Origin of the sequence: Kitasatospora sp. NPDC059722, from assembly GCF_042733235.1 — a bacterium.
Classification (GTDB): Bacteria; Actinomycetota; Actinomycetes; order Streptomycetales; family Streptomycetaceae; genus Kitasatospora.
Map to the genome: position 1 here is coordinate 17,862 of NZ_JBHWGD010000005.1, position 11,517 is coordinate 29,378.

An 11,517-nucleotide genomic window follows, 5' to 3' on the forward strand; every position below is an offset into this window, starting at 1 on the left:
GAGGGGTGGCGCGCCACCCCGCCCCATGCGCCGCGCGCGCTGCTCCTCTCATTCTCTAGTGTTGTTTTGGAAGCCCCCCGCCTCGCGGGCGACCCCGCGCGCCCGCCGCGGGGGGGCCACCACCAGGGGCCCTTGAGGGCGCCCGTTGCTTCGTCCAGGTCATCGTCACGGCCGCTTCTCCGCTGCGCGGGGGAGCGGCCGTCGGCGTGTCCGGCGTGTCGGGGCGGGGGTCGCCGCGGCGCGCCTAGGGTCGGCTGCTGTGCCGCATTCGTGTGATGAGCGTTCCGGGTGGGGCGTTGCGGCGTTGCCGGTCGCCGTCCTGCTGGCCGTGACGGCGCTCTGCGCGGCGGCACTGGTGCCGGTCGGGGGACGGGCCTGGTCGGCCGTGCGGGTCGCGGACCTCATCTGGGACGAGCTCGCCGACTGCGAGAGCGGCGGCGACTGGCGGGCCGACACCGGCAACGGCTACTACGGTGGCCTGCAGATCTGGGCGCCCACCTGGACGGAGGCGGGCGGCCTCCGCTTCGCCGACCGGCCGGACCACGCGACCCGCCGCGAGCAGACCACCGTGGGGGAGGAGATCCTCCGGCGGGAGGGCTGGGATGCGTGGCCGGACTGCGCGAGGGAACTGGGGCTGGTGGGGTGAGGGCGTCCGCCTCGGTCTCCGGTCTCCGGCGGGGCTTTTGGTGGGTGAGGTTCTGGTGGGTGAGGTTTCTGCTGGGGTGGGGGCTTCCGGCCGGTGGTGCTTTCCGGTCGGGTGGGAGTTTCCGGTCAGGCAAGGGTTTCCGGTCGGGTGGGAGTTTCCGGTCAGGCAAGGGTTTCTGGTCGGGTGGGGGCTTTCGGCCGGGTGGGGGCTTCCGGCCGGTGGTGCGCGAGGATGGTGGCGTGATCCAGGGCGAGCTGTTCGGTGACCCTTCGGAGCCCTCCGCCCCGCGCGAGCGCTCCGAACCGGCGCCCGGCGCCGTCCTCCTCCCCTGCTGGCTGGACGCCGACGCCCAGCTGCGCCTCGTCGCGGCCTGCCGGGAGTGGGCCCGCGGCCCGGCCGGCCTGCACGCCGTCCGGATGCCCACGGGCGGGCTGATGTCCGTCCGGATGGTGAGCCTCGGCTGGCACTGGTACCCCTACGGCTACCGGCGGACCGCCGACGACGGCGCGCCGGTCAAGCCGTTCCCGCCGCTCCTCTCGGACCTCGCCCGGCGCGCGGTGGCGGACGCGTACGGGGAGCGGGCCGCGCGGATCGCCGGCGCCGCGTCCTACGAGCCGGACACCGCGATCGTTAACCACTACGCGCACGGCGCCAGGATGGGCCTCCACCAGGACCGCGACGAGCGGACGGACGCCCCCGTCGTGTCGCTCTCGCTCGGCGACATCTGCGTCTTCCGGCTCGGGAACACCGAGACCCGGAGCCGGCCCTGGACCGATCTGGAGCTGCGCAGCGGCGACCTGCTCGTCTTCGGCGGGCCGGCCCGGTTCGCGTACCACGGGGTGGTGCGGACGCTCGCGGGGACGGCGGATCCGGCGCTGGGGCTGGTGGGGCGGCTCAACATCACCGTGCGGGAGTCGGGGCTGGTGTAGGGCCGAGGCGGCGAGTGGTTGGTCGGCGAGTGGGTGGTCGGCAGGCCGGCGGGTTGGCGGGTCCGCAGGTCGGCGATCGGGCACTCGTTCGAGTGAATCGGGGGGTCGGGTCCGGGGAGCGGGAATTCCAGCGGTCGCCGGAGGATTCGAGTGAGCTGGAGAATTCGAGAGGAACGGGCTCCGGCAGGCGGGCGGAATACCTTCGTCCGGGCCGCGGTCCCGGAAAGCCCGGAGAGGAAGCGCAGCCATGGGTACCCCCGTCGACGACCTCGTCGATCTGCTTGACCTGGAGCAGATCGAGCTGAACATCTTCCGTGGTCGCAGTCCCGAGGAGGCGCTGCAGCGCACGTTCGGCGGCCAGGTTGCCGGACAGGCGCTGGTCGCGGCGGGGCGGACGGTCGACGACGACCGGCCGGTGCACTCGCTGCACGCCTACTTCCTGCGCCCCGGGGTCCCCGGCGTGCCGATCGTCTACCAGGTCGACCGGATCCGCGACGGCCGCTCCTTCACCACCCGGCGGGTGCTCGCCATCCAGGGCGGGCGCTCGATCTTCGCCCTCACGGCCGACTTCCACCACCCCGAGGAGGGCGGCATCGAGCACCAGGTCCCCATGCCGGGGGTCCCCGCTCCGGAGGAGCTGCCCAGCGCCCTGGAGGAGGTCGGCGCCCGGCTCGGCGAACTGCCCCCGTTCATCAGCCGCCGCCAGCCCTTCGACATCCGCTACGTCGACCGCCTGCGCTGGACGAAGGAGGAGCTGACGGACGTCGAGGCGCGCAGCGGCGTCTGGCTGCGGACGAACGGCGCCCTGCCCGACAACCCGCTGATACACGTCTGCGCCCTGACATACGCGAGCGACATGACGCTCCTCGACGCCGTGCGCGCCCCTGTCGAGCCGCTCTGGGGCACCAGACACTTCGACATGGCCTCGCTGGACCACGCGATGTGGTTCCACCGTCCGTTCCGCGCCGATGACTGGCTGCTCTACCAGCAGGAATCCCCGATCGCCCACGGCGCGCGCGGGCTCGCCCGCGGGGAGATCTTCGACCGGAACGGGCAACTGGTCGTTTCCGTGGTGCAGGAAGGCCTGTTCCGGCGGCTGAAGGGGTGACGGGCTGGAGGTGTGACGGGGCTGAAGCGGTGACGGGCTGAAGGGGCGCGGTCCGATTGCGTCCCGTTGCCGCCGTGTTTCCGTTTCCGGTCGGGCGGCGGTGACGGGAATGGACCGGCCGCGTGGCCGGTGTTGTGCTGGGTGATCGAGAAAGGGCGGCCCGCGGAACGGCTGGTCGCCGAGACGGGCGGTCCGCCGGGCGGCGGGCCGCGGACCGGATTGGGAGGGTCTGCCGATGACGGAGACGGCCGCGGAGGACTGGAAGCACTGGAGTGACCACCGGGCGGCGTCGGTGAGCGCGCCGCACGGGCAGCTCGCACTCACTGGCACGCACTGGCTGGAGCCCGAGCCCGGCGAGCTCCCCGGCCTGCCCGGGCTCTGGTGGGCCGACGCGGAGGGCGTCCGACTGCGTGCGGTGGCGGCCGACGGCATCACGGTCGGCGGCGCCACGGTCGGCGGCGACGCCTCGCCCGTCGACGGCGAGGTCCTGCTCCGCCCCGACACCGATCCGGCCGCCGACATCGCCACCCTCGGCGACGTCCTGCTCGTCCCGATCGAGCGCGAGGGCGAGTTGGCCCTGCGGGTCTTCGACCCCGCCGCGCCCCGCCGGGCGTCCTTCGCCGGCATCTCCGCCTACCCCTACTCGCCGGAGTGGGCCGTCCCCGCCGTCTTCACCCCGTTTGACGCCGCCGACGCGCAGTCGGTCGTGGTCCCGAACGCGGACGGCAAGGAGCGCCCGCTGGCCGTCACCGGGCAGATCGCGTTCACGGTCGCCGGCGAGCACCGCACCCTGACCGTCAGCAGCGCGGGCGACCGCCTCAGCGGCGTCATCGCCGACGCGACGAGCGGCATCGACACCTACCGCTTCCGCTTCATCACCCTCCCCGCACCGGACGCCGACGGCCGCACCGTGCTCGACCTCAACCGGGCCTACCTGCCGCCGTGCGCCTTCGCGGACCACTTCATCTGCCCGTTCCCGCCGCCGGGCAACCGGCTGGACTTCGCGGTGGAGGCGGGGGAGAAGCAGGTCCTGACCCGGTAGCCGCGGGCCGACCGGGGCCTGGCGGCTCTCTCCCGGGGCGCCGGCGGTTTTCTCCCGGGCGTCGGTGGCTGCTCCCCCGGGGCAGGTGGCCGCTCGTCCGGCCCCCGGCGGCTGTTCGTCCGGGCCCCGGTGGGGAGCATGCGGACGGCGGGGCGGAACATGGACGGTTGTGCCGAACGACCATCATTCATCAACGCGTCCTTCAGAGGCCTCGCCGCCCGCCGACCCCGTTCCGTCGTCCCCCGAGGTCGCCGCCCCCTGGTACCGGCGGGCGTTCGCCGACCTCAGCCCGCTGCGCGACCACGCCGACTACCGGCGGGTCTGGGTGGGCCAGGCCGTTTCCTCCATAGGCCAGCAGATGACGGCCGTCGCCGTCTCCGTCCAGGTCTACGACCTGACCCACTCCGCCTTCGCCACCGGCGTGGTCGGCCTCTTCTCGTTCGTCCCGCTCATCGCCTTCGGCCTCTACGGCGGCGTGATCGCCGACCGCGTGGACCGCCGCAAGCTCGGCCTCATCGGCGCCGCGGGCCTGGCCCTCGTCTCCGCCGTCCTCGCCGTCCAGGCCATCGCCGGCCTCGGCCAGGTCGCCGTCCTCTACGCCGCCGTCGCCGCCCAGGCCTGCTTCTTCGCCCTCAGCTCGCCCGCACGCTCCGCGATGATCCCGCGCCTCGTCCCGTCCCACCAGCTCCCCGCGGCCAACGCCCTGAACACCGTCAGCATGAACCTCGGCATGACCGTGGGCCCCATGCTCGGCGGACTCCTCATCGGCGCCTACGGAGCCCAGTCGGCCTTCCTCGTCGACACCGTCGCCTTCACCGGCACCCTCTACGCGATGTGGCGCCTGCCCGCCATGCGGCCACTCGGCGAGGGCAAGGCCCGCGCCTCCGTCCTCGACGGCCTCCGCTTCCTGCGCGAGCAGCCCAACCTGCGCACCAGCTTCCTCGCCGACCTCGCCGCGATGATCTTCGGCCTGCCGCGCTCCCTCTTCCCCGCCATCGCCGTCACCTTCTACGGCGGCGACGCCCGCACCGTCGGCCTCCTCGTCTCCGCCCCCGCCGTCGGCGCCCTGATCGGCGCCCTCTTCTCCGGCTGGGTCGCCCGCATCCACCGCCAGGGCGTCGCCGTCCTCGCCGCCGTCGCCGCGTGGGGCCTCGCCATCGCCACCTTCGGCCTGCTCCACAACCTCTGGCTCGGCCTCCTCCTGCTCGCCCTCGCCGGCTGCGCCGACACCGTCAGCATGATCTTCCGCAGCACGATGATGCAGGTCGCGGCCCCGGACGAGATGCGCGGACGCCTCCAGGGCATCTTCATGGTCGTCGTCGTGGGCGGCCCCCGCCTCGGCGACTTCGAGTCCGGCGCCGTCGCCGCCCTCACCAGCCCCGCGACCTCCGTGATCACCGGCGGCCTCGCCTGCGTCGCCGCCGTCCTCCTCCTCGCCGCCCGCCGCCCCGCCTTCCTCACCTACGACGCCCGCCACCCGACGCCCTGATCAACCCCCTGCCCCGCCCCACCTCGAAACCCGGCAGCGAGCACCCCTCCACGTGCTGTATTGTTTTCCACGTCGCCGGGACAACCGGAGACAAGGTCGAGAAGCCGACCGGCAGAGCCCCCCAGGCCCCGCCGCCCGGCACCGAGACCACGGGACGTGGCGCAGCTTGGTAGCGCACTTGACTGGGGGTCAAGGGGTCGCAGGTTCAAATCCTGTCGTCCCGACATTGTGTCGGAAGGCCGTTGGCCGGGAGAAATCCCAGGTCAGCGGCCTTTTTGTTGATGGTCCGACAGGTGAATGGCGGCTGCGGCGCTGCCCTTTTGCGATCTTGCCAGGGACCAGTCGGGGACCAGAGAGCTGGCGAGCCTGCCGCGGCCTACCGCAGCCCTGGGATCGCGTGGGCACAAGGGCCTCTCGGACTTTGCCGAATCAGCACGCGTCGTTGGGCGCCCGACGTGCGCGCCGCCGGCGCACGCCCCAGGTCGCCAGCGCGGTGACCAGCGCCACCGCGAGTCCGCCGAGGAACTCCGGCACCGCAGCCGCCAACAGCTCCGGAACGCCGCCCAGATGGTCGGCGCATCCCTCGCCGATCGCCTCGGCTGCCTCGTTGATCTCTGTCGTCATCGCAGTACGCCTCCACCGCTCGGAACATCTCACGGTCGCCGTCGACCGCGCAGCCAGCGTGCTCGGCGTGGGCGCTGTCCCCAACCTGCGCTGGGGCAGCCCGGGGCAATCGCCCGCTGGCCGAGGGCCCGACCTGAGAGGATCGCGGGTGTCCCGGGCCCGTCCCAGGGACATGCCTGAGGCGCCCCCGGGGCAGGAGACCGAGGGAAACAGCGATGAGCGCAACAACGGGAGACGGCACCGATGCCGCGTACGCACTCGGTGACTTCCTCCGGTCCCGGGCTCAGGAAGCGGGCCTGAGCGCGCGTGAGATCGCCCGCGCCTTCCAGCAGCGGGCTGACCGGGAGCAGGCGCAAATTGCGGCGGGGGCGGGCGGGATGAACTTCTCAAAGTCGCACCTCGACCGCCTCTTCAAGGGCGGTACCGCGCTGCCGTCCGGCCGGTTCCTCGGAGTCTTCCTGGAGATCACCAGCGACGCCGCCGGCCTGCCTCAGCATCGCCACCAGGCGCTGTTCCGGGAGGCGACGGAACTGCTGACCATGGCTCGGCGGCTGAAGACCCGCCCGGCTGCGCTGTTGCAACCACAGCCGCGACCGGAGCCGCCCACTACGGCGGCGGCCATCGCCACGCTGCAGGCGCAGCTCGACCTCGAACGGGCGCACCGCGCCGGGGACCGCCTCCGGCGGGAGCTGAGCGACACCCAGGCGCTGATAGGCACACTGTTGCAGATCATCGATGCGCTGCGGGACATCATCACCGAGCTCGATCTCGACTTGTTCGGCGCACCACGTACCGGCGGGCGGACAGTTCCGCGCTCGCTGGCCGAGCGGCAGCGCATCGAGGCGGTCGAATACAAGGCGGCGGCTGAGGCGGAGCTCGACCGGGTTGACCACCGGCGGCGGGTGCTGGAGCTGCTGTGGGACCAGGCGCAGGGCAACTTGCGGCGGCTGGCCACGCACGCCGACGTCGGGCACCTGCGGCCGCTGCCCGACCCCCCGCCGCTGCCGACCCGGAGCGTTCTCTCACCCGGCCTCCACGCCGAGTCCGCGCTCGCGGACATCGCGACCGCCCTCGGCCGGGTCCAGGAGTACAACGACACCGAGGAGCAGAAAACCGCCGAGCTGCGGCGCGCCCTCGCGGACAACACGCCGCTGGCCCCCGACGATGAACTGGCGATCCTGCTGGCCGCCACCCGCCTGAGCGACCCGCTCGCCCGCAGTGCCGCTCTGCGAACCGTCCTGGCCAGTTGGGCCCACCGCCCGAGCACCCGCGACACCCTTCTCCGCCTCGTCCATGACGACCAGCCGGCCATCCGTCACAGCGCGGCCTGGGGCCTGGCAACCGCCTGGGCCGGGAACCCCAAGGCCCGGGACGCCGTCGCGACGCTGGCCGGCGATCCCGAGTACCACGTCCGGCAGACGGCGGCGCTGGGCCTGGCGCACGGCTGGGCGGGCGACCACGCCGCTCGGGACGCGCTCGCCCGGCTCGTCCAGCACCAGGACCCGGGAGTCAGGCAGATGGTGATGCAGGCGCTGGTTCAGGGGTGGACGGATGATCCGGCCGTCCGTGACTGCCTGATCGCCCTGGCCTGCGACAGCGAGGCACTGGTCCGGGCGGTTGCCGCGGAGCTCCTCGCCGAAGGCTGGCCCAACGACGGCGTCGCACTCGCCGCACTCCGCTCCCTCTGCGACGATCCCGCGGAATCCATCCGCTGGATTGCCATGCAGGGGATCGCACGCCAGGGCTACACCTCGGCCACCTCGCCGGTGACAACCAACGCCATCCTCCAGGCTGCCGAACTGCCACCTTCCTATGAGGCACTTGGGACCCTGCCGGTCGCCGCAGCGCTGCGCCAGGGAATCGGCTTCCACGAGGGGATCACTGTGCTGGTGGGTGCCAACGGCAGCGGGAAGACCATCCTGCTGAACGCCCTGGCCCTGTCGATGCGCTCGATGCGCTCTGTTCTCCCGGTCGATCAGTCGACGGCGAGCCGGGACCTGGCCAAGCACCTCCGGATCACCTGGAACGGCCGACGGACTCCGTACAGTTGCGACCACCTTTCCGCCGACGCTGTCCCGGTTCTCGACAGCCGGGCCTCGAGGATGGAGAACTGGCAGGCGTACCTGCGTTCCCTGCTTGAGTCGGACGCTGCGCCGAACAGGATTGTCCTAATCGACGAGCCCCTCGGATTCCTGCATCCCATGTCGGAACCCAACGTCTTCGACGTACTCTCGGAACTTGCCGACCGAGGCCTCCAATTGATCGTCACCTCGGTGCGAACCACCTGGACGGCCCTCCCTGCGGCCCGCGTCATCAAGATTGACCAAAGTGCCCACCGCACCGCCTCATTCGATCCAACGAAGCTCCCTGACGGCCCGACGCTGTTGATCTAGGCTGTTTCTTACTGATTATCGGATCGTTGATCCGGCTGTGCCGTTGACCGATGTGCAGTGGGCCAGTTCGCGCGCTTCGCGGGCCGGGCGGCTCGGGGTGACCCCAAGGAGGTCCATGTTCGACTTCACACGAGGTCGCCGGCCTGCCAGCCGGGAGGGACCTTGGGCAGTCCGATCAGGGCGTCGATGTTCAGGTGCTCGGCGAGCAGGGCTTTGAGGTTGCGGCCGTCGATGAGGCGGAGGCGGCCGTTGCGGTGGGCGAAGTCGTAGCTGTCCTTGCCGAACCACGAGGTGGTGACGACGATGCCGTAGCCGGCGTCCTTGTCGTCGATGACGCCGGACATGGCGCGGACTGTGTTCACCGAGACCACGTTCTTGGAGCGTTTGGCCTGGATGGCGAAGATGGTGGATCCGGTCGGGTCGGCCAGTGTCGCGACGGCGTCCACGCCGTCGTCGCGGGAGCCCTGGGTGCGCCAGGTCTCGTAGCCCATGGCTTCGAAGAGTTCGCGCACCAGGCGTTCGAAGTCGTAGGGGTTCATCTGGAGCAGGTCGGGCCGGCTGTCCAGGGTGGCGACCACGGCGGTGTCGGTGATGATGCGGTAGCGGGACAGGTCGGCCTCGACGATGGGTGTGACCGGTTCCAGGTCGTGGGGGTGCTTGGAGACGGTGGCGCCGAGGCGATGGAGGCACTGCTGAGGGTCGAGCCTGGGCTCGTCCAGGACCAGTTCGGCGAAGTCCTTGCGCTCGGCGACGACGCTGACGACGCATGCCCGGACGGCTTGTCCGGTCGCGGAGTCGGTGGCGTTGACGCGGCCGTTGAGGATGACGCTCTCCACGAACGAGGCCGGGGTGGCGGAGAACGCCTCGTCCAGCGCGCGAAGGGCCAGGCGGGCCACCACTCGGGCGTAGGCCTCGTGGATCTCGGCCTGCTTGGCGGGTTGGGGGATGACCTTCGCCTGCTGCGCGACGTAGCGGTAGGAGGCCACCGGGGGGAGGATCTCATGGTTGGGCAGCTCGACGTCGACCAGGAGCTGCTGGGCCTCGGGAACATAGACCGCCTGGGCCGCGGTCCGGCAGCCCGGGGGGACAGGGGAGCGCTGCAGCAGGTCCTCGATCCGCTCCGCGACGCCCTGGGGACCTTCTTGAGCGAAGGCCTCTTCAATGTGAGGGTGCCATGCCTCCAGGCCTTCGGGGCGAAGCAGCAGGACTGATTCCAGTTCCTCGCGGCGCCGGTTGCACTCGGCGGTGCTCTCCTCGGCCTGGGCCTTGAGTCGGGCCGTCTCGGCTTGCCGGGCTTGGCGTTGGGCTTCCTTCTCGGCCTGGGCGTCCGCGCGCTTCCTCGCCTCCTCCTCCCGGCGGCGAGCTGTCTGGCGCTTGGCCAACTCGGCTTCCACGCGGGCGGCTTCCTTGGCGCGGGCGGCCTCCTCGCGTTGGAGGTGCTTCTCGCCGGCGGCCAGGAGCCGGGCGTGTTCGACGGCGGGGTCCACCTTCCGCTTCCTGGGACGGGGTTGAGCCGCCGGGGCGGCAGCGCGGCCGGTTGGCTGTTGGGCCCCGCCCTGCGCCTGCGCGGCTCTCGCCTGCTGCTTCAAGCGGTACGCCTCGGCGAGGATTTCCGCCACGGTCTTCCGGCGTGCCACCCAGTCCACCCCCTGGTCCACGGCAGCGCGGACCCGCATGGGGGTCCGCGCTGCCTGCGCGATATGCCAGCAGCCCTACCCGGCTGGGGCCACCGGAAATCCGCCGCGCGGTGCGAGTGAAGGCCGAACCAAGCGGCACAGGGGCGCAACGTGCGGGCACCGTCGAGGAGATGGAGCGTTTATTCGGGCGGGAGCTGGGAAGAGCCACCGTCGTGCGTCTCCACCGGGAGGTTGCACCGGTCGAGGACGGCGTCCAGCGGCACGGTGATTCCAGAGGCTCGGAGGCTGCCCTGGATGTTGCGCGCCGTCTGCTCGCGGCGCAGCAGCCGGACCCAGGGTTCCGTACCTTCTTCATCGTCTTTCACAAGCCACTTCTACAGCAGGGTGGTTGACGATGACAGGATCGCTGCTGTGCGGCGTCGGTCAGCGGGGACTTCCGATGGATGCCGGTTGAGGACGCCTACTGGACGAGTCACAGATGGCGCACTGGCGCTTCTGCCGCCGCCGATGGGTTATGCCGGTCGGCCGACAGGTGCCTGCTGAGGGTCTGGCCGGCCTTCTCGATGGAGCTTGTCCGGGTGGAGGTAGCGCTGGGTCGTGGTGATGTGCCCGTGCCCGGCGATCTTCTGGAGGACGTGGATGGGGACGCCGGCGTCGGCGAGCCAGGTGAGGCCGGTGTGCCGGAGGTCGTGGCGGCGTAGGTGCTCGTAGCCGAGGTTGACGACGACTTCGTCCCAGCGGGTGGCGTCTCGCAGGATGGCGGTGGTGATGCGGCCGCCGCGCGGCCCTGTGAAAAGGCGGGCCATGGGGTCGTTGCCGACCACGGTTATGCGCCAGTTCACGAGGTCGCGGATTTCGTCAATGATGGGGACGGTGCGGCGCCGCTTGCCTTTGGTGCCTTTGTCAATGAGGCCGCCGGGGCCGGTGGTGGTCTGGCGGCACAGGTCCCAGGTCCAGTCGAACCGGTTGATGTCCTTGACTCGGACGCCGGAGACTTCGCCGATGCGGGCGGAGGCGCAGGCGGCGAAGCGGACGATGTCGCCCCAGCCGCGGTAGTGCTTGTGGGAGCGCTCGACCAGGGCGTTGGCGAGTTCGTCGAGGGCATCCCAGTCGGCGAGGGCGAGGGAGCGGGGGTCGTCGAGTTCGTCTTCGGCTTTCTTGTAGAGGCGTTGCCAGCCGCTCATGCGTGAGGGGTTGAAGTCGATGAGGCCGTCGCGGACGGCTTGCTCCATGATGCGCACGAGCGGGGCGAGGCTGTTCTTGACGGAGGAGATGCTGAGTCCGTCGGCGATCTATGAGTGGAGGGCTCGGTCGGTGATGCCGTTGGTGATGCTGGTGACGGGTATGTGGCCGAGGACCGGGGTGACGCGGAGCTTCCAGCCGGCGGTGTAGGGGTCGAGGGTAGTGGTCTCCAGGCCGCGCATCGCCAGGTCCCAGTTCTCGTCGCCGTAGTCGGCGAGGGTCATGGTGAGGGTTTTGGGCGTGATGCCGCGTGCTGCGGCCCGTTGCATGCGGGTGATCCAGGCTTCGGCTTCCTCCTCCGTGGGGACGGAGGAGGAACCCGCCGTGCCGCCGCCCCCGGTGGGGGCGGGCCCGCGCCCGCGGGCGCGGGACCGAAACGGGGGGCGTCGGGCGGGGCGGGGCGCGAA

At 71.5% G+C, this 11,517-nt stretch carries 11 protein-coding genes and 1 tRNA gene; 7 read left to right on the forward strand and 5 right to left on the reverse strand.

Annotation, left to right across the window (positions count from 1 at the left end; all coding sequences use genetic code 11):
• Window positions 1-304 precede the first annotated feature (304 nt).
• The 6 genes from ACFV4F_RS04485 to ACFV4F_RS04510 all read left to right on the forward strand — a co-directional run bounded on the left by ACFV4F_RS04485 (window position 305) and on the right by ACFV4F_RS04510 (window position 5,438).
• A complete protein-coding gene (locus tag ACFV4F_RS04485) occupies window positions 305-646 on the forward strand; it encodes a transglycosylase family protein (RefSeq protein ID WP_380445367.1) in 342 nt (113 codons plus the stop codon).
• Window positions 647-888: 242 nt separating this feature from the next.
• The gene (locus ACFV4F_RS04490; RefSeq protein ID WP_380500496.1) at window positions 889-1,575 is read left to right on the forward strand and encodes an alpha-ketoglutarate-dependent dioxygenase AlkB family protein; all 687 of its coding nucleotides are present in this window, start codon (window positions 889-891) and stop codon (window positions 1,573-1,575) included.
• A gap of 247 nt (window positions 1,576-1,822) precedes the next feature.
• Window positions 1,823-2,683 (forward strand): acyl-CoA thioesterase, encoded by an 861-nt coding sequence (locus tag ACFV4F_RS04495; RefSeq protein WP_380445366.1) that lies wholly within the window; start codon window positions 1,823-1,825, stop codon window positions 2,681-2,683.
• 235 nt (window positions 2,684-2,918) lie between these two features.
• Window positions 2,919-3,725, forward strand: coding sequence for a DUF1684 domain-containing protein (locus ACFV4F_RS04500; protein ID WP_380445365.1), 807 nt, complete (start codon window positions 2,919-2,921; stop codon window positions 3,723-3,725).
• A 169-nt stretch (window positions 3,726-3,894) separates the two neighbouring features.
• A complete protein-coding gene (locus ACFV4F_RS04505) occupies window positions 3,895-5,214 on the forward strand; it encodes an MFS transporter (RefSeq protein ID WP_380500401.1) in 1,320 nt (439 codons plus the stop codon).
• A gap of 150 nt (window positions 5,215-5,364) precedes the next feature.
• Window positions 5,365-5,438: transfer RNA gene (locus tag ACFV4F_RS04510), tRNA-Pro, on the forward strand.
• Window positions 5,439-5,643: 205 nt separating this feature from the next.
• On the opposite strand, the gene ACFV4F_RS04515 is transcribed toward ACFV4F_RS04510, so the two are convergent.
• On the reverse strand, window positions 5,644-5,838 hold the full coding sequence (locus ACFV4F_RS04515; RefSeq protein WP_380500402.1) for a hypothetical protein: 195 nt from the start codon (window positions 5,836-5,838) through the stop codon (window positions 5,644-5,646).
• A gap of 215 nt (window positions 5,839-6,053) precedes the next feature.
• Between ACFV4F_RS04515 and ACFV4F_RS04520 the strand changes: the two genes are divergently transcribed.
• A complete protein-coding gene (locus ACFV4F_RS04520; RefSeq protein WP_380500403.1) occupies window positions 6,054-8,231 on the forward strand; it encodes a HEAT repeat domain-containing protein in 2,178 nt (725 codons plus the stop codon).
• A 125-nt stretch (window positions 8,232-8,356) separates the two neighbouring features.
• Here ACFV4F_RS04520 and ACFV4F_RS04525 read toward each other — a convergent pair whose 3' ends face one another.
• The 4 genes from ACFV4F_RS04525 to ACFV4F_RS04540 all read right to left on the reverse strand — a co-directional run bounded on the left by ACFV4F_RS04525 (window position 8,357) and on the right by ACFV4F_RS04540 (window position 11,379).
• Complete coding sequence (locus tag ACFV4F_RS04525; protein ID WP_380500404.1) at window positions 8,357-9,718, reverse strand: restriction endonuclease; 1,362 nt, start codon at window positions 9,716-9,718, stop codon at window positions 8,357-8,359.
• Window positions 9,719-10,047: 329 nt separating this feature from the next.
• Window positions 10,048-10,233 carry a hypothetical protein gene (locus ACFV4F_RS04530; RefSeq protein WP_380500405.1) on the reverse strand — a complete coding sequence of 62 codons (186 nt, stop codon included), beginning with the start codon at window positions 10,231-10,233 and terminating at the stop codon, window positions 10,048-10,050.
• A gap of 147 nt (window positions 10,234-10,380) precedes the next feature.
• Window positions 10,381-11,100: a tyrosine-type recombinase/integrase gene (locus ACFV4F_RS04535; protein ID WP_380500497.1), complete on the reverse strand. Its 720-nt coding sequence runs from the start codon at window positions 11,098-11,100 to the stop codon at window positions 10,381-10,383.
• Window positions 11,101-11,160: 60 nt separating this feature from the next.
• Window positions 11,161-11,379: a hypothetical protein gene (locus tag ACFV4F_RS04540; protein ID WP_380500406.1), complete on the reverse strand. Its 219-nt coding sequence runs from the start codon at window positions 11,377-11,379 to the stop codon at window positions 11,161-11,163.
• Window positions 11,380-11,517 lie beyond the last annotated feature (138 nt).

Coding starts and splice junctions, on each gene's coding strand:
- ACFV4F_RS04495 (WP_380445366.1), top strand. CDS start 1,823: ATGGGTACCCCCGTCGACGACCTCGTCGATCTGCTTGACCTGGAGCAG.
- ACFV4F_RS04500 (WP_380445365.1), top strand. CDS start 2,919: ATGACGGAGACGGCCGCGGAGGACTGGAAGCACTGGAGTGACCACCGG.
- ACFV4F_RS04515 (WP_380500402.1), bottom strand. CDS start 5,838: ATGACGACAGAGATCAACGAGGCAGCCGAGGCGATCGGCGAGGGATGC.
- ACFV4F_RS04520 (WP_380500403.1), top strand. CDS start 6,054: ATGAGCGCAACAACGGGAGACGGCACCGATGCCGCGTACGCACTCGGT.
- ACFV4F_RS04535 (WP_380500497.1), bottom strand. CDS start 11,100: ATGGAGCAAGCCGTCCGCGACGGCCTCATCGACTTCAACCCCTCACGC.
- ACFV4F_RS04540 (WP_380500406.1), bottom strand. CDS start 11,379: ATGCAACGGGCCGCAGCACGCGGCATCACGCCCAAAACCCTCACCATG.